The 19654-nt window shown below is 71.9% G+C and carries 20 protein-coding genes and 2 rRNA genes; 11 read left to right on the top strand and 11 right to left on the bottom strand.

Going from position 1 to position 19654, the window contains the following annotated elements:
- The 5 genes from ACFXPK_RS10485 to ACFXPK_RS10505 form a co-directional block, all read left to right on the top strand.
- Nucleotides 1-74: ribosomal RNA gene (locus ACFXPK_RS10485) — 23S ribosomal RNA — on the top strand; the annotation flags it as partial.
- 76 nt (nucleotides 75-150) lie between these two features.
- Nucleotides 151-267: ribosomal RNA gene (rrf, locus tag ACFXPK_RS10490) — 5S ribosomal RNA — on the top strand.
- A 196-nt stretch (nucleotides 268-463) separates the two neighbouring features.
- On the top strand, nucleotides 464-1021 hold the full coding sequence (locus ACFXPK_RS10495) for a GNAT family N-acetyltransferase (RefSeq protein ID WP_385073813.1): 558 nt from the start codon (nucleotides 464-466) through the stop codon (nucleotides 1019-1021).
- 32 nt (nucleotides 1022-1053) lie between these two features.
- Nucleotides 1054-1479, top strand: coding sequence for a helix-turn-helix domain-containing protein (locus tag ACFXPK_RS10500; protein ID WP_384995912.1), 426 nt, complete (start codon nucleotides 1054-1056; stop codon nucleotides 1477-1479).
- Nucleotides 1480-1513: 34 nt separating this feature from the next.
- Nucleotides 1514-1927, top strand: a complete 414-nt coding sequence (locus tag ACFXPK_RS10505; RefSeq protein WP_384995915.1) for a VOC family protein — start codon at nucleotides 1514-1516, stop codon at nucleotides 1925-1927.
- 46 nt (nucleotides 1928-1973) lie between these two features.
- Here ACFXPK_RS10505 and ACFXPK_RS10510 read toward each other — a convergent pair whose 3' ends face one another.
- From ACFXPK_RS10510 to ACFXPK_RS10535, 6 genes are all read right to left on the bottom strand, one after another.
- Complete coding sequence (locus tag ACFXPK_RS10510) at nucleotides 1974-3623, bottom strand: type VI secretion protein (RefSeq protein WP_385073817.1); 1650 nt, start codon at nucleotides 3621-3623, stop codon at nucleotides 1974-1976.
- Between the two features lies 1 nt (nucleotide 3624).
- Complete coding sequence (locus tag ACFXPK_RS10515; protein WP_385073820.1) at nucleotides 3625-5118, bottom strand: ATP-binding protein; 1494 nt, start codon at nucleotides 5116-5118, stop codon at nucleotides 3625-3627.
- 75 nt (nucleotides 5119-5193) lie between these two features.
- Nucleotides 5194-6747: an SCO6880 family protein gene (locus ACFXPK_RS10520; protein ID WP_384995923.1), complete on the bottom strand. Its 1554-nt coding sequence runs from the start codon at nucleotides 6745-6747 to the stop codon at nucleotides 5194-5196.
- Complete coding sequence (locus ACFXPK_RS10525) at nucleotides 6744-8129, bottom strand: hypothetical protein (protein ID WP_384995925.1); 1386 nt, start codon at nucleotides 8127-8129, stop codon at nucleotides 6744-6746. The genes ACFXPK_RS10520 and ACFXPK_RS10525 overlap by 4 nt, the downstream gene beginning before the upstream one ends.
- Nucleotides 8119-8979, bottom strand: coding sequence for a hypothetical protein (locus tag ACFXPK_RS10530; protein WP_385073824.1), 861 nt, complete (start codon nucleotides 8977-8979; stop codon nucleotides 8119-8121). Before ACFXPK_RS10530 ends, ACFXPK_RS10525 begins: the two co-directional genes overlap by 11 nt.
- A gap of 226 nt (nucleotides 8980-9205) precedes the next feature.
- Entirely contained in the window at nucleotides 9206-9514 is a 309-nt protein-coding gene (locus tag ACFXPK_RS10535) for a hypothetical protein (RefSeq protein ID WP_003985768.1), read from the bottom strand.
- A gap of 464 nt (nucleotides 9515-9978) precedes the next feature.
- On the opposite strand from ACFXPK_RS10535, the gene ACFXPK_RS10540 reads away from it, so the two are divergent.
- Nucleotides 9979-10962 carry an NlpC/P60 family protein gene (locus tag ACFXPK_RS10540; RefSeq protein WP_385073972.1) on the top strand — a complete coding sequence of 328 codons (984 nt, stop codon included), beginning with the start codon at nucleotides 9979-9981 and terminating at the stop codon, nucleotides 10960-10962.
- A 335-nt stretch (nucleotides 10963-11297) separates the two neighbouring features.
- Nucleotides 11298-12038 (top strand): phosphatase PAP2 family protein, encoded by a 741-nt coding sequence (locus ACFXPK_RS10545; protein WP_385073827.1) that lies wholly within the window; start codon nucleotides 11298-11300, stop codon nucleotides 12036-12038.
- Nucleotides 12039-12047: 9 nt separating this feature from the next.
- Here ACFXPK_RS10545 and ACFXPK_RS10550 read toward each other — a convergent pair whose 3' ends face one another.
- From ACFXPK_RS10550 to ACFXPK_RS10565, 4 genes are all read right to left on the bottom strand, one after another.
- Nucleotides 12048-12668, bottom strand: coding sequence for a sortase domain-bontaining protein (locus ACFXPK_RS10550; protein ID WP_385073830.1), 621 nt, complete (start codon nucleotides 12666-12668; stop codon nucleotides 12048-12050).
- Between the two features lie 89 nt (nucleotides 12669-12757).
- Nucleotides 12758-13726, bottom strand: coding sequence for a hypothetical protein (locus tag ACFXPK_RS10555; RefSeq protein WP_385073833.1), 969 nt, complete (start codon nucleotides 13724-13726; stop codon nucleotides 12758-12760).
- A 181-nt stretch (nucleotides 13727-13907) separates the two neighbouring features.
- The gene (locus ACFXPK_RS10560) at nucleotides 13908-15530 is read right to left on the bottom strand and encodes an FAD-binding oxidoreductase (protein ID WP_385073836.1); all 1623 of its coding nucleotides are present in this window, start codon (nucleotides 15528-15530) and stop codon (nucleotides 13908-13910) included.
- 94 nt (nucleotides 15531-15624) lie between these two features.
- Nucleotides 15625-15900, bottom strand: coding sequence for a hypothetical protein (locus ACFXPK_RS10565; protein WP_384995939.1), 276 nt, complete (start codon nucleotides 15898-15900; stop codon nucleotides 15625-15627).
- 127 nt (nucleotides 15901-16027) lie between these two features.
- On the opposite strand from ACFXPK_RS10565, the gene ACFXPK_RS10570 reads away from it, so the two are divergent.
- Nucleotides 16028-16858, top strand: coding sequence for a hypothetical protein (locus tag ACFXPK_RS10570; protein WP_385073838.1), 831 nt, complete (start codon nucleotides 16028-16030; stop codon nucleotides 16856-16858).
- A gap of 156 nt (nucleotides 16859-17014) precedes the next feature.
- Complete coding sequence (locus ACFXPK_RS10575; protein ID WP_384995944.1) at nucleotides 17015-17233, top strand: hypothetical protein; 219 nt, start codon at nucleotides 17015-17017, stop codon at nucleotides 17231-17233.
- 151 nt (nucleotides 17234-17384) lie between these two features.
- On the opposite strand, the gene ACFXPK_RS10580 is transcribed toward ACFXPK_RS10575, so the two are convergent.
- Nucleotides 17385-17813, bottom strand: coding sequence for a metal-sensitive transcriptional regulator (locus ACFXPK_RS10580; protein ID WP_385073840.1), 429 nt, complete (start codon nucleotides 17811-17813; stop codon nucleotides 17385-17387).
- Nucleotides 17814-18029: 216 nt separating this feature from the next.
- On the opposite strand from ACFXPK_RS10580, the gene ACFXPK_RS10585 reads away from it, so the two are divergent.
- Nucleotides 18030-18650 carry a DUF47 family protein gene (locus ACFXPK_RS10585; RefSeq protein ID WP_329824694.1) on the top strand — a complete coding sequence of 207 codons (621 nt, stop codon included), beginning with the start codon at nucleotides 18030-18032 and terminating at the stop codon, nucleotides 18648-18650.
- Between the two features lie 5 nt (nucleotides 18651-18655).
- A complete protein-coding gene (locus ACFXPK_RS10590) occupies nucleotides 18656-19654 on the top strand; it encodes an anion permease (protein ID WP_384995951.1) in 999 nt (332 codons plus the stop codon).

Raw genomic sequence — 19654 nt, forward strand, 5'->3', positions numbered from 1 at the left:
GGTTGATAGGCCAGATGTGGAAGACCGGTAACGGTTGGAGCTGACTGGTACTAATAGGCCGAGGGCTTGTCCTCAGTTGCTCGCGTCCACTGTGTTAGTTCTGAAGTAACGAACAGCCGTGTTTATATCCGGTGTTCAACTTCATAGTGTTTCGGTGGTCATTGCGTGAGGGAAACGCCCGGTTACATTCCGAACCCGGAAGCTAAGCCTCACAGCGCCGATGGTACTGCAGGGGGGACCCTGTGGGAGAGTAGGACGCCGCCGAACAATTATTGTGGGAATGCCCCGCACCTTCTGGTGCGGGGCATTTCTGCGTTCCGGGCCCTTTACGTGTCCGGATCTCTTCGCGGGCGGCTGCCGGGGCGCCGCGTAGTACCGGGGACGTACGCGGGCCGGCCCGGGGCGTGTGCCGGGGGAGGGAAAACGCGTTGCGGGCGGGGCGGTGCGCGCAGAGGATCGTTGCATGGACCACGTGATAGGGCCGGTACGGCCCGAGGAATGGCCCCGGACCAGGGAACTCCGGCTCGACGCGCTCAAGGACCCGGCGGCGCCGGTGGCCTTCCTGGAGACGTACGAACAGGCCCTGGAGTACCCCGACGCCGTCTGGCGGGAGCGGGCGGAGGGCTTCTCGGCGCGGCACGGGACCCGCTCCGTACAGTTCGTCGCCGAGGCGCCGGACGGGAGCTGGTCGGGGTCGGTGGCCCTGCTGGTCGAGGAGGCCGGGCGGGAGGACTTCTTCGGCGCCACCGTAGAGCGTGCCCAGGGGCATCTGGTCGGCGTCTTCGTACGGCCGGAACACCGCGGCGGCCGGGTCATCGCGGCGCTGGTCGCGGCGGCGCTCGACTGGGCGTGGGCGCTGGAGGAGCCGCGGCTCGCGCGGGTACGGCTGTACGTCAACGACGGGAACCCACGGGCCGCCGCCGCGTACCGCAAGCTCGGCTTCGTACCGACGGGGGTGACCATGCCGATGGCGTGCGACCCCTCGGCGAAGGAGCTGGAGTGCGCGATCGCGCGTCCCTGAGCGGACGCGCGGGAGCGTGGTGTGATGGTGCCGTGAGCCGCGCCGCAGAAGAGACCAACCGCCGGATGCTCCGCGCGCGGGACGCGATGGACCGCGACTACGCGCAGCCGCTCGACGTTCCGGCCCTGGCCCGGATCGCCCATGTGTCGTCGGCGCACTTCACCCGTACCTTCCGGGCGACGTTCGGTGAGACGCCCCACCGGTACCTTCAGCGTCGCCGTGTCGAGCGCGCCATGTTCCTGCTGCGGGAGAGCGACCACAGCGTGACGGACATCTGTTACGAGGTCGGCTTCGGCAGTCCGGGGACCTTCAGCCGGACGTTCCACGACATCGTCGGGCGGTCGCCGAGGGAGTACCGGAAGGAGGCCGCGGCCCAGGCTGCGGCCAGGGAGGAGGCGGCTGCGGAGGTGCCGAACTGCTTCACGATGGCGTGGATGCGGCCGAGCAGTTTTGGATAAGTTTCCGCTCGGCCCACCCCGTAGCGTGAGGAACATGTTCAACGCCATCACGCATTCGCAGATATACGTCCTCGATCAGGACGAGGCCCTGGACTTCTACGTCGGCAAGCTCGGCCTGGAGGTCAACACCGATGTCGACCTGGGCTTCATGCGCTGGTTGACCGTGAACGTCCCCGGCGCCCCGGAGCGTCAGGTCCTGCTGGAGAAGCCGGGGCCTCCCGCGATGTCCGAGGAGACGGCGCGGCAGGTCCGGGAGCTGGTCACCAAGGGCGCCACGGGCGGCTCGCTCTTCTTCAGCACGGACGACTGCCGCAAGACGTACGAGACGCTGCTGGCCCGGGGGGTCGAGTTCACCGACGAGCCCACCGAACGTCCGTACGGAACCGACTGCGGCCTGAGGGACCCCTTCGGCAACAGCATCCGCTTCACCCAGCCCGCCGCCGGCTAGGGCTTCGGGCTTCGTGCCCAGGGCTCTCGGGGAGGCCCCGGAGACCTTACGAGGGGCTCCGAGGGGCGTCCGGCAGTTCCTCGTGGGGCCAGCGGTCCTTGCCCTGCTGCCGGGAGCGGAGCAGGGCGAGCGTCGGCATGCCTCGGTCCTGGCCGGTGGCCAGCAGCTCCGGGACGCGGGCGAACGGGGCCACCGCCGCCACATCGTCCAGGACGAGGGACATTGGTGGGTCGAGCCGACCGTCAGATGACCGTGCGGCCATGCGGCGGCCGTGCTCGACCACGCTTGAGGTGAGTGCGGTGAGCAGTGGCATCGCACCCGGGCGGGCGCGGGGATCTTCGATCGGCTCGCCCACCACATAAAGCGTGCCCCCCTCGCTCACAAAAGAATCCAGTGCGAGGGCATCGGTTCTGTTCGGTGTGCAGGCGTCCCGGATATGGACCGACGAGAGGGCGGAGAGCGCACGCGCCGTCAACTGCTGGGCGACCTCACGGCGTTCGGGGTGGCCGGTGAGCGCGGACTCCAGCAGCCCGGCGAGACCGGAGGCCGCCTTGGGGTGCGTACGGAGTATCCGTACGGCCTCCTGCGCGCCCCCGCCCTGCGCCCAGCGCAGCACCTGCTTCACCGGACGCGCGTCCACGGCCGCGGCATGCAGCCAGCAGCGCAGGAGCGTCTCCGCGGTGTCGGCCATGGCGGCGTCGAGGAGCGCGTGGGGGCGTACGGGGGAGAGCAGCGCGGTCGCGCGGGCGGCGGCGGTCGCCGGGTCCTCGCAGCCGGCGGTGGGGGACCAGTGGATCCGGGCCGGGGTGTCGCAGAGGTGGCCCGGGTCGTAGACGAGGACGGGGCCGAGCTTGGCCCGCGCGTCCTTGGTCTCGGCCCAGAGCGCGGGCGCGGAGGTGACGACGAGGGCGGGGCCCACGGCGTCCAGAACGGCCTGGACGGCGGCGGGGCGCCGGGTGGCGGGGTCGCCGTACCGTACGCGCGGGGCGGGGACGGAGAGCGCGGCGGGGACGGGTGCGAGGGGCGGGTCCTGGAGCAGAGCCGGTGCCGGTGCCGGGGTCGGGAGGGGTGCCGGGAGCGGTTGTTCGTGCTTCTCGACGGGCGGTCCGGGCGGTGGCGGTGCGTACGCCGCGGGCGCGTGTTCCAGGGCGGGCGCGGGTGTGGGGCTGTGGGCCGGGGCCGGGGTCTGGGCCGAGGTCTGGCGGGGTACGGCGTTCCGCGCGTCGTGGTCCTGCCCGGGGTTCTGTTCGTGGTCCTGCCCGGGGTTCTGTTCGTGGTCCTGTCCGTGGTCCTGGGCGTAGCGCTGCTGCTCCTTGCGTCTTGCCCGTACCGCCCGGTAGCGCGCCGTCACCCCGAGGACGAACACCGTGAGGACGGTCAGCACCATGAGCTGGCTGATCAGCAGACCCCAGAACAGCCCGTAGCCCGACAGCTCCCCGGGCGGGGTCTCGGGCCAGGCGCCCGGCAGGTCGTGCGGGGCCGAGGCCAGTTCGCGCATGGCCAGCGGTGTCCGCGTGAAGGTCACGCCGTGCGGCCAGCCGCCGTGGGTGAACAGGCCGGCGAGCCCCGTGGCCGTCCAGACCAGCAGCGTCAGCCCGAGCAGGAAGCCCAGCAGGCCCACCAGCAGCCCGTCGGGGATGCCGCCCTGGCCGCCGCCCTGGGCCGGCCGCCGGTCCTCCTGGTGGTGGCGCGGCACGTCACGCCACCGTCGACTCGGAGGACTCGTCGTACTCCCGTTGCCGTTCGAGGAGGGCCGCCCGCTGCTCCGCCTCCCACTCCGCGGCCCGCATGTCCTCGTGCGGTTCGTACGGCTCGCGCGACCTGTGCGGATCCGGTGGCAGCAGCCCGGCGCGCCGCGCCTCGGCGGCGTCGGCGGCGTCCGACGCCTCGGAGTTCTCGGTCATCGCCCGGTCGGTGAAGACCAGCGGCAGTTCCGCCTCCGTCACCAGGTGTTTGACGACCTGGACATTGCCGTTGACGTCCCAGACCGCGATGCCCGGGGTGAGCGTCGGGATGATCTCCACGGCCCAGCGGGGCAGGCCGAGGACCCGGCCCGTCGCTCTGGCCTCGTCGGCCTTCTGGGCGTAGATCGTGCGGGTCGAGGCCATCTTGAGGATGGCGGCTGCCTCCCTGGCGGCGGCGCCGTCGACCACGTCGGAGAGGTGGTGGACCACCGCCACGAAGGAGAGGCCGAGGCGTCGGCCGAACTTCAGCAGCCGCTGGAAGAGCTGGGCGACGAACGGCGAGTTGATGATGTGCCAGGCTTCCTCGACCAGGAAGATGCGCTTCTTGCGGTCGGGGCGGATCCAGGTGTGCTCCAGCCAGACGCCCACGATGGCCATGAGGATCGGCATCGCGATCGAGTTGCGGTCGATGTGCGAGAGGTCGAAGACGATCAGCGGGGCGTCCAGGTCGATCCCGACGGTCGTCGGCCCGTCGAACATGCCCCGCAGGTCACCGTCGACCAGCCGGTCCAGGACCAGGGCGACGTCCAGGCCCCAGGCCCGTACGTCGTCCAGGTCGACGTTCATGGCCTCGGCCGACTCGGGCTCGGGGTGGCGCAGTTGCTCGACGATGTCCATCAGCACGGGCTGCCGGTCGGTGCTCGTCCCGTTGACGTAGGCGTGCGCCACCTTCAGCGCGAAGCCGGAGCGTTCGTCCAGGCCGTGGCCCATCGCGACTTCGATGATCGTACGGAGCAGGGCGAGCTGCCCGGTCGTGGTGATCGCCGGGTCGAGCGGGTTGAGGCGGATCCCGTGGTCGAGCGCCGCCATCGCGTCCAGCCGGATGGGGGTTATGCCCAGCTCCTGGGCGATGAGGTTCCACTCGCCGGCGCCGTCCTCGCCCTGGGCGTCGAGGACGACGACCTGGCGGTCGCGGAAGCGGAGCTGGCGCAGGACGTAGGTCTTCTCCAGCGCCGACTTGCCGTTGCCGGACTCGCCGAGGACGAGCCAGTGCGGGGCGGGGAGCTGCTGTCCGTACAGCTGGAAGGGGTCGTAGATGTACCCCTTGCCGCTGTAGACCTCGCGGCCGATGATCACACCCGAGTCGCCGAGGCCGGGGGCCGCGGTGGGCAGATAGACGGCCTGGGCCTGGCCCGTCGACGTACGGACGGGCAGCCGGGTCGTCTCCACCTTCCCGAAGAGGAAGCTGGTGAAGGCTTCGGTGAGGACGGACAGCGGATCTCGCACCACAGGCCCCTTTCGACTCTTCGGCTACGGCGGGTTGGGCGGCATCGGACGGTGTGGGCGGCGGGCCCGCCGGTGTCAGCGGCGGATGCCGGTCGCGAACGGCAGGGTGTTCACGAAGGCCCGGTGGTGCTCGCGGTCGCACCACTCCAGCTTCAGGTACGACTTGCCGGCCGACGCTCTGATCGTCCGCTTGTCCCTGGCCAGGGCCTCGGGAGAGCGGGACGACACCGTGATGTACCCGACGAGGTTGACCCCCGCCGCACCGCTGGCGAGATCTTCACCCCGCTGGTCCAGCCGGCCGTGCGCGGCGATGTCGCGCGGGTCGACCGTACGGTTCATCTTGGCGGCGCGGCTGGCTTCCGCGTCGTCGTTGGTCTTCTCCGTCAGCATCCGCTCGATGGCGATCTCGGTCGGTTCGAGATCCATCGTGACCGAGACCGTACGGATCACATCGGGGGTGTGGACGAGCAGCGGCGCCAGGAAGTTGACCCCCACGGGGGTCATGGGCCACTCCTTGACCCAGGCGGTGGAGTGGCACCAGGGCGCCCGGGTCGACGACTCGCGCGTCTTGGCCTGGAGGTAGGTCGGCTCCATGGCGTCCAGCTCGGCCGGCCAGGCGTTTCGTTTCGTCATGGCCTGGATGTGGTCGATGGGGTGGTCCGGGTCGTACATCGAGTGCACGAGTGAGGCCAGCCGCCCCTGGCCGAGGGGCTGGCGTACACGGATGTCCGCCTCGGCGAGGCGGGCGCAGATGTCGGTCAGCTCGCGGGCCATGACGACGGCGAGGCCGGCGTCCCGGTCGAGCTTCTTCGTCCCGGCGGCCTGGCGGGCGGCGCGGGCCATGGCCTGGCCCTCGGCGGCCAGTTCGCGCGTGTAGTGCATACAGGCGACGAGATAGGCGCGGTGCTGCTCGCTGGAGGTGGAGACCATCGACTGGAGCTGGTCGTACGAGTCCTGGAGCCAGCCGGGCGAGGAGGCGTCGCCGCGCTGGGCGACGTCCTTCTCGTGCGCGTCGGGGTCGGCGGGCAGCGTACGGGCGAGCATCTGGAGGCGGGTGACGAAGCCGTCGCCGTTGGCGACATGCTTGAGGAGCGTGCCGAAGCGGTCGACCAGGGCTTCCTGGTCCTCGCTGTCGCGCAGGCCGACGCCGGGGCCCTCGATCTCGATGGCGGCGGTGACGGTACGGCGGTCGGCGTGGAGCAGGACCGCGATCTCGTCGGGGCCGAAGGGCGCGGCCAGCCAGTTGATCCGGCCGATGCCGGGGGGCGGGCCGACCTCGACCTCGCGCCCGTCGCTGCGGGTGCCGGCCTCCATGGCGCCCGAGCGGTAGACGGTGCCGTTGCGCAGGGTGCGCTTGAAGCTGCGGTTGATCTCGAACCACTTGTAGAACGTGCGGTGCTTGTACGGCACGTACACGGCGGCGAGCGCGAGCAGCGGGAAGCCGGTCAGCGTCACGATCCGCAGGGACAGGACGGGCACCAGCAGGCCGCACATCATGCCGACGAACGCGCCGGCGATGATCAGGGCGATCTCGCCGGTCTCGCGGTTCTTGCCGACGATCGCGTTGGGCCTGGCGCGGCCGATGAGATACGTACGGCGGGGCGCCATCGGTTGGATCTGGGTCGTCAACGCCCTCCACCTCCTGTGCTGTTGTTGCCGTTACCGGTGCCGCGTGAGCCGCGTGCGCTGTGGGGGGTGGAGCTGGTGGGGCTGCTGCGGGGCGCGGGTGCGGCGGAGGGGATGTGTCCGCCGCCCGCCCCGGCGCCCGCGCCGCCTCCGCCGCCGCCGCTGCCCGAGGAGCTGCGCGAGCTGTGCGCGGCGACACCGCCGGAGACCGGGTTGCTGGGCCGGGCGCCTCCACCGCCTCCGCCGTCGCCCCCGCCGCCGCGGCCGCTGTGCGTCTTGATGCCCTGCGAGACGAGGGCGGCGGGCGAGCTGATGAGGGCGGCGGCCTGGGAACCGTCCGTGGCCTGCTTGCGGTTGGTACGGGCGGAGGCGATCTCGTCGCCGAAGCCGGGCACGAAGCGGTAGATCATCGCCGAGGCGAAGATCGCGAGGATGATGATGGCGAGGCCCGAGACGACGGCGGAGAGCGCGTCGGGGCCGCTGTCGGCGGAGAGCGCCCCGGCCAGGGCGAGGACGATCACGATCACCGGTTTCACCATGATGACGGCGATCATGATCCCGGCCCAGCGGCGGACGTGCCCCCACATGTTCTTGTCGACGAGCCCGGCGTAGACGACGGTGCCGAGCAGCGCGCCGACGTAGAGGAGGGCGGCCCGGATGACCAGCTCCAGCCAGAGCACACCGGCGGCGAGGATCGACACGAGCGAGACGACGATCAGCATGATCGGCCCGCCGCCGATGCTGTCGCCCTTCTTGAGGGCTTCGGAGAAGCCGCCGAAGAAGACGTCGGTCTGGCCGCCGCTGGAGCTGGAGATGACCTCGGTGACGCCGTCGGTGGCGGAGACGACGGTGTAGAGGATGAGCGGGGTGAAGGCGGAGGCGAGGACGGTCAGCCAGAGGAAGCCGATGGCCTCGGAGAGCGCGGTGGTGAGGGGGACGCCGCGGATGGCGCGCTTGGCGACCGCGAGGAGCCAGAGGACGAGGGTGAGGATGGTGGAGGCGGCGAAGACGACGGCGTACTGGCGCAGGAAGGAGGCGTTGGTGAAGTCGACGTTGGCGGTCTCCTTCACGGCGGCGCTGAGCTTCCCGACGATCCAGGCGGCGGCGTCGGCACAGCCGCGGGCGAGGGAGGCGAGGGGGTCGAGGGCGTCGGCGGGGTCCGAGGTGCCGCTGCGGGGGGCTCCGGCCCCCTTCTCGCCGTCCTGGCAGTAGTCCTTGGCCTTGCCGACGATCAGGTCGCACACGCTCTCGCTGGTGCTGGGCGAGGGCGACGGGGAGGGAGTCGGGGCGGCGGTCGCCCGGGTGGCGAAGGTGAGGACCAGGGTCGACGCGCCCAGAAGGGACGCGATGATCGAAGAGGCGCCTGGACGTCGGCTACCGGGCATAGGTGAAGCCTCCGTACTGCTCGACAGCCTTGCTGATCTCGTCCGCCGTGGAGGCCGCGACATCGCCGGGTACCGGCGCGGGGCCGTCCTTCTGCGATTCCGCGGCGATCTTCCAGTCGTTGTCCGTCCAGCGCAGTTCGAAGGTGCCCGTCTGCCAGGTCGTACGCACCGGGTCCGTGGAGTCGGGCCCCGACATCCCGATCAGCCCCGTGTACCAGACCGACACCTTCGCCGTGTCGCCCGTCAGGCTCTCCACCTTCGTGCCGACCGGGATCGTCCGGGAGATGAAGTCGCTGCCCTGGGGCGGGTTGCCCTCCGCGTCCAGGCCCAGTTTCTGGAGGAACTCCGGGGAGTACGCCTGGTCCTGCGGTCCCTTCAGCCGGGTCGCCGCCTCGGGGGTGTAGACGGTGTCGACGATCGTGTGGCGGCTGTCCTGGTGGAACATGCCGTCCGAGCCCAGGGCCACCGCGTAGTTCGCCGCCGCGCTCGCCGCGCCCTGGGCGTTCTTGGCGAAGCCCTTGGGGATCGCGCCGCTCCTGCCGGTCACCGGTTCCACGCCGGTCGCCGCCGTGGGGTCCGCGCCCGCGCCCGACGCGCCCTTGGTGGTGTCGCCCGCCGGGGCTCCGCCGCCGCCGCGGTTCACGAACGCGATGGCGGCGATGAGCAGCACCACGACGCCCACCACGGTGACGAGGGAGCGCGAGCCGCGGCCGGGGCGGCGCGGGCCGTCGCCGTAGGAGTCGGTGCCTCTGGGGTCGGGCAGGCGGGTACGGGTCTGGCCCGAGCCGCCGAAGCCGTCGCCCTTACGGCCCGAGTCGCCGCCGTAGCCGTGCTCGTCGCCGAAGCTCATGCCGCGTACGCTCCCTCAGCCGTGTGCGATTCCGCGTAGTACGACGGTAGCCGTGCTGGTTCCCGCGCGGGCGCGGTGTGGTGACTCGACATCAGGGTGACGCAACCTCAGCGGGTGGATGCGAGGGACAGGTGGGGTCGGGGGACGGGCAGGGGATCGGAGGGAGGGAAGGGGACGTGAGGGACGCGGAGGGACCGGGAGAGCCGGGACCCGTGGCCGGTCCGCGCTAGACGGCCATGCCGTACACGATGGTGAACAGCGTGCCCAGCGAGCCGATGATGAAGACGCCGGTCAGTCCGGCGACGATCAGGCCCTTGCCCTGCTCCGCGCTGAAGGTGTCCCGGAGTGCCGTCGCCCCAATGCGCTGCTTCGCCGCGCCCCAGATCGCGATCCCGAGACAGAGGAGGATGGCCACCGCCATCACGACCTCGATCATGACTCGGGCCTCGTTCCCCAGTGTCCCGAAAGGCCCCCAGTTGGGCGCGATGCCACCGATGATGGTGGTGATGTCGCCCTTTTCGGCCGCCAGGTACATGTAACTCACCGCCCCTGTTGGGTCATTCACGCCCGTGCCCCATGACACGGATCACGCTCTATCTTCGCTGATGGAACCGGCCTCGTGGGCCGCTTGGCGGCTCTCTTTACCCGATCCCCGCACAGATGACCGACCCGGGGCTCTGACCAGCCACGGATCGGGTGGTACGCGTTCACGTATGGTTACTCTGTGTATCACGAGGCGTGACTCCGGGCAATGACTGTCGTTGGTACACCTTTATGGCATCGATCACCCGGTACGGACGGATCCGTCGCCGGGGGTGTTCCGCGCGGGGGCCGGCCGGGTCGGGCCGTGCGCCCCCCTGTGTCCTCATGTCCTCGCAGTGCACCCCCTGATCCGGGGGCCTCCCGCCTACACTGGCCAATCGACAGGGGCCCTGAGGCGGAGGGTGGGTGACGGTGCGTAAGGCATGGCTGGCCGTGGCCGGGGCGGGAGGGCTGTCGATGTCCTTCGTCGCCCTGCTCGTGGTGGGGACCTACTCCGCGGCCGCCGGGCTCGTCGGCGGTACGGCGGGCGGCGGCCGGGCCGTCGGTCTGGCCAAGGGGGCCGTTCCCGCCGCGTACCAGAACATCGTGTCCACCTGGGGCAACCTCTGCCCCGCCATCAACCCCGCCCTGCTCGCCGCGCAGTTGTACCAGGAGAGCGGGTGGAACCCGACCGCCCAGTCCCCGGCGAACGCCAAGGGTATAGGGCAGTTCATCCCCGGTACGTGGGAGGCCCACGGGATCGACGGGAACAAGGACGGGGTCCGGGACATCTGGAACCCGGAGGACGCGATCCCCTCCGCCGCCTCGTACGACTGCGAGCTGGCCAAGTACGTGAAGGACGTGCCCGGCGACCCGACCAGCAACATGCTCGCGGCGTACAACGCCGGGGCGTACGCGGTCATCAAGTACCAGGGCGTCCCGCCGTACCGGGAGACCCAGAACTACGTCAAGATCATCCGTACTCTGGAGAAGAGCTTCGCCCGGCCCGTCGGGCGGGTCGAGCCGTCGAAGCAGGCCGCAGCGGCCATCTACTTCGCGCAGCAGAAGCTCGGCACGCCCTATCTCTGGGGCGGGAACGGGACCGCCGACCAGGGAGGGCGGTTCGACTGCTCGGGGCTGACCCAGGCGGCGTACCGGACCGTGGGGATCGAGCTGCCCCGGGTCGCCAACGACCAGTACAACGCGGGCAAGCACCCCTCGCGCGACGAGCTGCTCCCCGGGGACCTCGTCTTCTTCTCGGACGATCTCACCGACTCGCGGGCCATCCGGCACGTCGGGCTCTACGTGGGAGGCGGGTACATGATCAACGCTCCGTACACCGGTGCCGTGATCCGGTTCGACAAGATCGACACCCCGGACTACTTCGGGGCGACCAGAGTCACCGAGGACGGCGCGAAATCGCTGCCGACCGAGCTGCCGGGGAACCGGCCCGAAGCCTGAGCCGGGCGGCGCTCCGGCGGGCGCGCGGGGGGCCGCACGGCCCTCGGGCGGAGGGCGCGTGGTCGGCCCTCGGTCGGCCGGGTGGCCGGAACTCTCCGTCGTTCGGCGGCGCTGAGCTGCGACTTTGTGTCACTCTTCGATAACGTCATGGTGATCGTTCGGTAGAGACTGGAACGGGGGCGGCGTGGAGGCCGTTCCCTGGACGGTGGCTGCGGTACTGATCACTCTGATCGCGCGGCATGTCGCGCAGATGTTCCGTACTGACCACGGGGGTTGGTGGAAGCGGCACACGGAGGTGTGCCGCGGCGGGCTTACAAGGCAAGGGGCCGCAGCAGATGTCTGGACTCGCACTGGACGGTTCGAACCCCGATGTCGGCCTGCTCTACGACATCAACGGGCTGGCCAAGGACGCCCCGTCCTGGTCCGACCGCGTCATGGGGTTCACCGGCGAGTACGGGATCCTGCTCGCACTGGTCCTCGTCACACTCTGGTGCTGGTGGAGCGTGCGCCGGCGCGGCTCGGCGGAGGACTCGGTCACGGCGGTCGCCGGGCTGGTCTGGGCGCCGCTCGCCGCCGGGATCGCGCTGCTGGTCAACATCCCGATCCGCGGATTCGTGGAACGGCCGCGGCCGTTCGTCGACCACAAGAACCTCGAAGTCCTCGTCGCGGGCAAGACCGACTACTCGTTCGTCAGCGACCACGCCACGATGGCGATGGCCGTGGCCGTCGGCATCTTCATCGCGCACCGGCGGTTCGGGCTGGCCGCCATCGGCCTGGCCCTCCTCGAAGGCTTCTGCCGCGTCTACATGGGCGTCCACTACCCGACCGACGTGATCGGCGGGTTCGCCCTCGGCACGGCCGTCGCGCTGCTCCTGACGCCCCTCGCGCTCGCGCTGCTGACACCGCTGGTCTCGGCGGTGGCCCGCTCGGGGCGGCTCGCCCCGCTCGTACGGTCGCGGCGCGCACGGGAGTCGGACCGTACGGACGGCGCCGACGGCTCCGCCGACGCGGTGGGCGGTACGCGGCCGCTCGGCATCCCCGAGCCGCGGCCCGACGACAACAACCTGGCCGCCTGAGACCCCCGGTCAGGGGGCCGCGGCCGCGCTGACCACCACGTTCGAGTCCCAGTGGCCCTGCGCGTCGATGACCCCGCCGCAGGTGATCAGCCGGAGCTGCGGATCGGGCACCGGACCGTAGACCCGCCCGGTGGGGAAACGCTTCGTCGGGTACGTGTCGACCGCCGTCACCCGGAACGACCGACGCGTGCCGTCGCCCGACTCCGTCTCGACCGTGTCGCCCACCCGCAGCCGGCCCAGCTTGGCGAAGACGGCGTTCTTGATGTTGTCCCGGCCGTTGCGGACCGGGACGGTGCCCGGGTTGGCCGGGGCGTCCCGGTGGCCGACGAGTACGGCCGGGCCCGGCTCGCCCGGGCGGGGCCCCGCCGCGTACCAGCCGACCTTCATCGCGTGCCGGAAGCTCGGCGCGTCCAGCGTGCCTGCCGGGTCGAGCGCGAGCGGCTGGACCGCGGCGACGACGCCGAGCGCCGGGATCCGCAGCCGGACGGGGGCGGAGGGCGGGTCCGTGACGCGGACGAGACGGGGCTCGCGGGCCCGCGCCGCCGACGCGGGCGGCGGGGCGGGCGGGGCCGCCGTCAGATGCAGGAGTACGGCGGTGGCCGCGCCCAGCAGCGCGACGGCGAGCAGCACCCGTATCGCGCGGTCCGGGGCGGAGGCCGGGGCGGGGCCCGGAGCCGGGGCCTGAACCGGCGCGCCGCCCGTCCGGCGCGCCCGTCCGGTCAGGGCTCCCCGCCCGTCGTGCGGCGCTGGAGACGGCGCACCAGCAGGATCGTGCCCGCGGAGGCGGCGGCGGTCGCGCCGATGGCGAGGGAGAGCCGCGCCACGCGGTCACGGCCGGCGGGGTCCGGGGTGCCGGCGGCGGTGACCGGGTGGTCGGCGCCGCCCCGCGCCGCGCCGGACGGTGTGACCCGGATCGCCCCGACGGACGGGCTGCTCGCGGCGGACGGCCTGCGGGTGACCGCGGTCCCGGGGGTGACGGAGACCCGGGGAGCGGCGGAGGTCCGGGGAGCGGCCGAGGTCCGGGGCGGCGCGGAGGTCCGGGGCGTGACGGGCGTTCTGGGGACGACGGGGGTCTTCCGGGTGGCGGACGCGGTGGCCGACGCGGTGGCCGACGCGGACGCCGGGGACGACGGGGGTCTGGCGCGCGACGTGGCCGAGATGGTGCCGGACGTGGACGGCCTCGGGGACGCGCCCGCCCTCGTCACGGCTCCCGTGGCCGCGCCCCGCGTGAGCGGGGTGCCGTTCGGGGCGACCAGGCTGAAGCCCGGCACATGGTGCCCCTGGGGGCGGTGGGGCCGGTCGCTCTTGTAGTAGTAGAGCGGATACCCGTTGTAGACGACCTGCGGCCGGCCGCTGTTCGCCGCGCGCAGCAGGGTCCGCGAGACCGGGGCCGTCACGCCCCGCCCCGTGGCCGGGAAGCCCGTGGCCGCGGGCCAGGTCCTGGCGCACGCGCCCGTGCACCGCAGTCCTGCCGCCCGGTCCGCCGTCCGCAGATAGAGCGGGTTGCCCGCGCGGTCGGCGAGCGCCGGGCCCGCCTCGGTGTCGATGAGGGTCAGTTCGCGCGGATCGGTCGGCCGGTCGACGGCGGACGCGGCGCCCGCGCCCGGCGCGAGGAGGAGCAGGGCGGCGGCGGTGACGGGGACGGCTATCCGGAGTCCGGTTCCGGGACGGTTTCCGGGACGGTGCATGAGTGTGCCCTTGCGGTCGGTGGCCTGGCGGTGCGGGGTCTGCTACCAGGTCATCGCCGGGCGTACCGTGCGGCCACCCCGGTGGGCCGTACGGCCTAGACACGTGAGCCCGCCGGACACGCCGGGAGGCCCGCCGGACACGCCGGGAGGAGCGTCCGGGGGTACGGGGCGTGTACGGGGCCTACAGCGCCTGCGGGAAGTCGAAGAGCCCGTCCGGGTCGTACCGGTTCTTCAGCCCGGTCAGCCGCTGCGCCGCCGAGCCGTAGTACGCCGCGCGCCAGTCGGTCAGCGCCGGGTCGGCGTAGTTCTGGTAGGCCGCGCCCGACGCGTACCGCCGCATCGCCCCGTGGGCGCTCTTCAGCCAGGCGCGCTGCTCCGTGCCCGGGGCTCCCGGGCGCCACGCGCCGATGTACTGGGCCAGCATCCGCGAGCGCCGGTGGACGAAGGCCGTCGCCGCCGGATCGACGCGGTTGATCGCCCCGCCGAGCGCGGTGAGCGCGATCGTCCCGGCGCCTCCCTGGGCGGCCGGGAGCCGGGTGAACCCCTCGACCGCGCCGGTCAGGGCGCGCCGGCCCGCGGCGGAGAGCGAGCGGTCGAAGAAGTCGGAGGCCCCGGCGTACGTCTCGCGTCCGAGCGCGCCGCCGGGGTCGCGGCCGGGGAGCGTGCCGGGCAGGCTGCACTGCTCCTCGGTGTAGCCGGCGCAGCCCGCGTATCCGAGCATCGCCTCCTCGTAGCCGCGGCGGCGTACGGAGACCGAGCGCGCGGAGCCGGGGCCGCCGGGGCCGTCGGCGAGCCGGTCGACCGCGTTCTTGAGGTCCTGCTCGGTGCCGAGCGAGAGCACGGAGAGGGAGATGGTGGGCGTGATGCCGCCCGGGCCCGCCGAGAGATGGAGGGCGGACCAGATCTCGTCGGGCTGCTCGGGCCCCCAGGTCTGCCAGGCGGCGAGCAGGGTGTCCGCCTTCGACCACGGCCAGCTCGCGTTCGCGACGACCACCTCGGGCGCCGGGTGGGTACGGAAACGCAGCTCGGTGACGACGCCGAAGTTGCCGTTCCCGGCGCCGCGCAGCGCCCAGAAGAGGTCCGGGTTCCGCCGGGCGTCGGCGGTCAGGCGCTTGCCGTCGGCGGTGAGGAGGGTCGCGGAGAGGAGGCTGTCGCAGGTGAGGCCGTAGGCGCGGGAGGTGACGCCGTGGCCGCCGCCCAGGGTGAGCCCGGCGACGCCGACCGTGGGGCAGGATCCGGCGGGGATCGTCCGGCCGCGGGCGGCGAGCGCGCGGTAGACGCCGGAGAGCCGGGCGCCCGCGCCGACCGTGGTCCCGGTGGCCGTGGACGTGAGCGCGTCGAGGCGGGTCACGTCGATGACGAGCCGGCCGTCGCCGCTGGAGAAGCCCGCGTACGAGTGGCCGCCGCCGCGGATCGAGACGGGCGTACGGTGCGTGCGCGCGAAGGCGAGGCACTCGCGGATGTCGTCCTCGCCGGAGACATAGGCGACGGCGGCGGGCCTCAGCGTGTCGTAGCGGGTGTTGTAGAGCTGCCGGGCCGTGTCGTACGCGGCCTCCCCGGGCCGTACGAGCGTGCCGTCGAGCCCCCGTGCGAGCGCGGTCCAGCTCGGGCCGGTCGCGGGGGCGGGCGTGGAGGCGGTCCGGGAGGGGGACGGCTCGGCGTGGCCCGGTGCCTTTCCCGACCCGGCCCCGGCGTCGTCCGTACCGTTGCCGGCGCCGCCCTCCGTACCGCTTCCCTTGCCCGAACAGGCCGTTGTGGTGGCCGCGAGGCCGACCGCGGCGGTGAGCAGTGTGCGCCGTTCCATGTACGCCCCTCCCGGTGACCGCGTCCCCTCGGCGATCCGTCGGAGTACAGGACGGGGCACGGGGTGCGGCGGGTTCCACCGGGTGGCGGGAGTCTCAGCGCGGGGCGTCCGGGGGCGGGGCGTCGCCGGGGTGGCCGCTCCGCGCGGTGCGCCCGCTCTCCCCGGTGTGGGCGGCGGCGTCCGCACGGGCACGGTCGCGGGCTCTTCGGGCCGGGCCCGACCAGCCGCAGGTGCAGCGGGCCAGACAGAACGACCCGCGTTCGACGGTCGACGCCGTATGCGCCGTACGCACCGCGGTGGGGGACGCGGGCGCGGCGGGGGCCGGGGCGGAGAGGACGGTGGGGGGTTCGGAGACGTCGTGCTCGCTCACCTCTCCACCGTACCGGTGAGTCCGCGCCCCGTGACCCGGTGCGGCGTGACGGGTCACGGGGCACGTCGTTATCCGGAACGGGTGGGCTTCGGACAATCGGTGGTCACGCGTTGGGGGTTGGCAGGCGATGGTGGTGCGGCAGCACGGACACAGAGGAGCGGCGTTCGCCGCGCTGGCCGTGGCGGGGGTCGTGGCGGCGGCGGGCGGCGGCTGTTCCGCGAGCGGTGGTGTGGCCGCCGACGACCGGCCGGGCAGCGATCCCGGGGCGGTGCTGAAGGCTGCCGACGCGCTGCGGGTCGCGGGCAGCTCGAAGGCGCGCACGTCCATGGAGATGGCGGCCGGCGGGACCCGGGTGACCATCAGGGGCGAGGGCGGGTACGACTTCGGCCGCCGGATGGGGCGGCTCCAGGTCGTCCTGCCCCGGGACCCGGCGGGCACGAGCGAGCACCGGCCGATCACCGAACTGCTCTCGCCGGGCGTCCTCTACATGAAGAACCGCGGCGCCGGGGTGCCCGCCGACAAGTGGGTCAGGGTCGACTCGACGGTGCTGGAGGACGGGAATCTGGTCACCGGCGGGGTGACGGATCCGCTCACCTCCGCGGAGCTGCTGCGGGCCGCCCGGGATGTGACCTTTGTGGGGGAGCAGGATCTGGCCGGGGTGCGGGTCTGGCACTACCGGGGGGTCACCGATCTGGGCCGGGCGGCGCGGGCGGCGTCGGCGGACGCGCGCGGGGCGCTGGCCGCCGCGGCGAAAGGGTTCGGCGCGGACGCGGTGCCCTTCGACGCGTACCTCGACGAGGCGGGGCGGCTGCGCAAGGTGCGGCACCGCTTCAGCTATCTCAACCAGGGGGAGCCGGTCGAGGTCGCCTCGACGACGCTGCTGTACGCGTTCGGGGAGCGGGTCACGGTCACGCTGCCCCCGGAGGACGACATCTTCAGCGGAGAGATCAAGACCTGAGCGGTACCGGGGCGGCAAGATCAGATCAAGCCGTAACCGAGGAGGACCAAGGCGGAAATGGTCCGGACGTGCCATGCGCGGTGTGTATCACCCTCCCTACGCTAGGAAGCCGAGACCGGCGGGACCGGACGGACCGGCAGGAAGAGGTGAGGGCACGTGGCTCTGGTGCGTACGCCGACCGTTCACGACCATGTGGCCCTCGCCGAGATCGAGTGGTGCGGCGAGCTGATGATCGCGGCGTCCGCGACGGACGGGGAGCGGCTCAGCCCGGACCGGATCGACGAGGTGCTGAACGTACGGGCCGAGCGTCCGGCGCCTCCGCGTCACCCGCAGCCGGCGCGGTCGCCCCGCCGGCGGGAGCCCTGTTCCGAGTGAGTGCGTGGGCGACCGGGGCGCGCCAGGCCGGGGCGCGCCAAGCCGGGACCGACCCGGCCAGGACCGACCCGCCGCCCAGGACCGAACTGCCCAGGGCCGACCTGACCTGACCTGGCCTGAGCAGGGCGTACCCGGTCGGGCCGGGGGCCGGTCAGGTGCGGAGCAGCCGGGCGATCGCCTTCGTCGCCTCCTCCACCTTCGCGTCGATCTCGTCGCCGCCCTTGACCGCGGCGTCGGCCACGCAGTGCCGCAGGTGCTCCTCCAGGAGCTGGAGGGCGAAGGACTGGAGCGCCTTCGTGGAAGCGGAGACCTGGGTGAGTATGTCGATGCAGTAGACGTCCTCGTCGACCAGGCGCTGGAGACCGCGGATCTGGCCCTCGATCCGGCGCAGTCGTTTGAGGTGCTCGGCCTTCTGGTGGTGGTAGCCGTGCACCCCGCGGTCGTGATCGGTTTCGGTCACCGGCGTCGCCTCCGGGGCGCCCGCCGTGCCCGCCGCGGACGTCGCGGACGTCGCGGACGTCGCGTTCGTCACGGAGGGCGCGCCGCCCGTCGCCGCGCCGGCCGCCTCTGTGGTCGTCATCGCGTCCTCCTGCTGGTGTTCTGTGCGCTCCGTACGCGCCGCCCGAAAAGGGGGATATACCCCACGTGGGTATATGGTACCCGTCTGTGAGCCTTGGGGCAGGGCCCTGTGCTCATCTCCTTGACCCATGAGTGACACTGGGGTGCCGGTTAGCTGTGGCCGGATGATGCGCCTAGCATCACCTCTGACCGAATCCATGTAACCCGAGGACCCCACGTGCGATTTCGTCTGACCCCCAGGGAGACGAGCTTCTACGACATGTTTGCCGCGTCCGCGGACAACATCGTCACGGGCTCCAAGCTCCTGATGGAACTCCTCGGTGCGGATTCCTCCGCCCGGGCCGAGATCGCGGAGCGGATGAGGGCAGCGGAGCACGCGGGCGACGACGCCACCCACGCGATCTTCCATCAGCTCAACTCCTCCTTCATCACGCCGTTCGACCGCGAGGACATCTACAACCTGGCGTCCCAGCTCGACGACATCATGGATTACATGGAGGAGGCCGTCGACCTGGTCGTCCTCTACAACGTCGAAGAGCTTCCCAAGGGCGTCGAGCAGCAGATCGAGGTCCTCGCGCGCGCCGCCGAGCTGACCGCCGAGGCCATGCCGCACCTGCGGACGATGAACAACCTCACCGAGTACTGGATCGAGGTCAACCGGCTGGAGAACCAGGCCGACCAGATCCACCGCAAGCTGCTCGCCCACCTCTTCAACGGCAAGTACGACGCGATGGAAGTACTCAAGCTCAAGCAGATCGTCGACGTGCTCGAAGAGGCCGCCGACGCGTTCGAGCACGTCGCGAACACGGTGGAGACCATCGCCGTCAAGGAGTCCTGAACCACGTGGACACCTTTGCGCTGATCGTGACCATCGGTGTCGCGCTCGGCTTCACGTACACCAACGGCTTCCACGACTCCGCGAACGCGATCGCGACCTCGGTCTCCACCCGGGCCCTGACCCCGCGTGCCGCGCTCGCGATGGCCGCCGTCATGAACCTCGCCGGCGCGTTCCTGGGGCAGGGCGTCGCCAAGACCGTCAGCGAGGGGCTGATCGCCACCCCGCACGGCTCGCGCGGGATGGGCATCCTCTTCTCCGCGCTGGTCGGCGCGGTCGTCTGGAACCTGGTCACCTGGTACTTCGGTCTGCCGTCCTCCTCCTCGCACGCGCTGTTCGGCGGCATGGTGGGCGCGGCGCTCGCCGGCGGTACGGAGGTGATCTGGGGCGGGGTCCTGGAGAAGATCGTCATCCCGATGTTCGTCTCGCCGGTCATCGGTCTGGTCGTGGGCTATCTGGTGATGGTCGCGATCATGTGGATGTTCCGCAGGACCAACCCGCACAAGGCCAAGCGCGGCTTCCGGATAGCCCAGACCGTCTCGGCGGCGGGAATGGCGCTCGGCCACGGCCTCCAGGACGCGCAGAAGACGATGGGCATCGTGGTGATGGCCCTGGTCATCGCCGATGTCGAGGGCTCCGGCGACGAGATCCCGGTCTGGGTGAAGATCGTCTGCGCGCTGATGCTCTCCCTCGGTACGTACGCGGGCGGCTGGCGCATCATGCGGACGCTCGGTCGGAAGATCATCGAGCTGGACCCGCCGCAGGGCTTCGCGGCGGAGACGACGGGGGCGTCGATCATGTTCGGCTCGGCGTTCCTGTTCCACGCGCCGATCTCGACGACCCATGTCATCACCTCGGCGATCATGGGTGTGGGGGCGACGAAGCGGGTGAACGCGGTCCGCTGGGGGGTCGCCAAGAACATCATTCTGGGCTGGTTCATCACGATGCCCGCGGCGGCGCTGGTGGCGGCCGTCAGCTTCTGGCTGGTCAACCTCGCCTTCGGCTGA

Origin of the sequence: Streptomyces sp. NPDC059142 (assembly GCF_042755665.1) — a bacterium.
Classification (GTDB): domain Bacteria; phylum Actinomycetota; class Actinomycetes; order Streptomycetales; family Streptomycetaceae; genus Streptomyces.

Coding starts and splice junctions, on each gene's coding strand:
- ACFXPK_RS10555 (WP_385073833.1), bottom strand. CDS start 13,726: ATGCACCGTCCCGGAAACCGTCCCGGAACCGGACTCCGGATAGCCGTC.
- ACFXPK_RS10560 (WP_385073836.1), bottom strand. CDS start 15,530: ATGGAACGGCGCACACTGCTCACCGCCGCGGTCGGCCTCGCGGCCACC.
- ACFXPK_RS10495 (WP_385073813.1), top strand. CDS start 464: ATGGACCACGTGATAGGGCCGGTACGGCCCGAGGAATGGCCCCGGACC.
- ACFXPK_RS10525 (WP_384995925.1), bottom strand. CDS start 8,129: ATGCCCGGTAGCCGACGTCCAGGCGCCTCTTCGATCATCGCGTCCCTT.
- ACFXPK_RS10535 (WP_003985768.1), bottom strand. CDS start 9,514: ATGTACCTGGCGGCCGAAAAGGGCGACATCACCACCATCATCGGTGGC.
- ACFXPK_RS10540 (WP_385073972.1), top strand. CDS start 9,979: ATGTCCTTCGTCGCCCTGCTCGTGGTGGGGACCTACTCCGCGGCCGCC.
- ACFXPK_RS10580 (WP_385073840.1), bottom strand. CDS start 17,813: ATGACGACCACAGAGGCGGCCGGCGCGGCGACGGGCGGCGCGCCCTCC.
- ACFXPK_RS10570 (WP_385073838.1), top strand. CDS start 16,028: ATGGTGGTGCGGCAGCACGGACACAGAGGAGCGGCGTTCGCCGCGCTG.
- ACFXPK_RS10545 (WP_385073827.1), top strand. CDS start 11,298: ATGTCTGGACTCGCACTGGACGGTTCGAACCCCGATGTCGGCCTGCTC.
- ACFXPK_RS10530 (WP_385073824.1), bottom strand. CDS start 8,979: ATGAGCTTCGGCGACGAGCACGGCTACGGCGGCGACTCGGGCCGTAAG.
- ACFXPK_RS10505 (WP_384995915.1), top strand. CDS start 1,514: ATGTTCAACGCCATCACGCATTCGCAGATATACGTCCTCGATCAGGAC.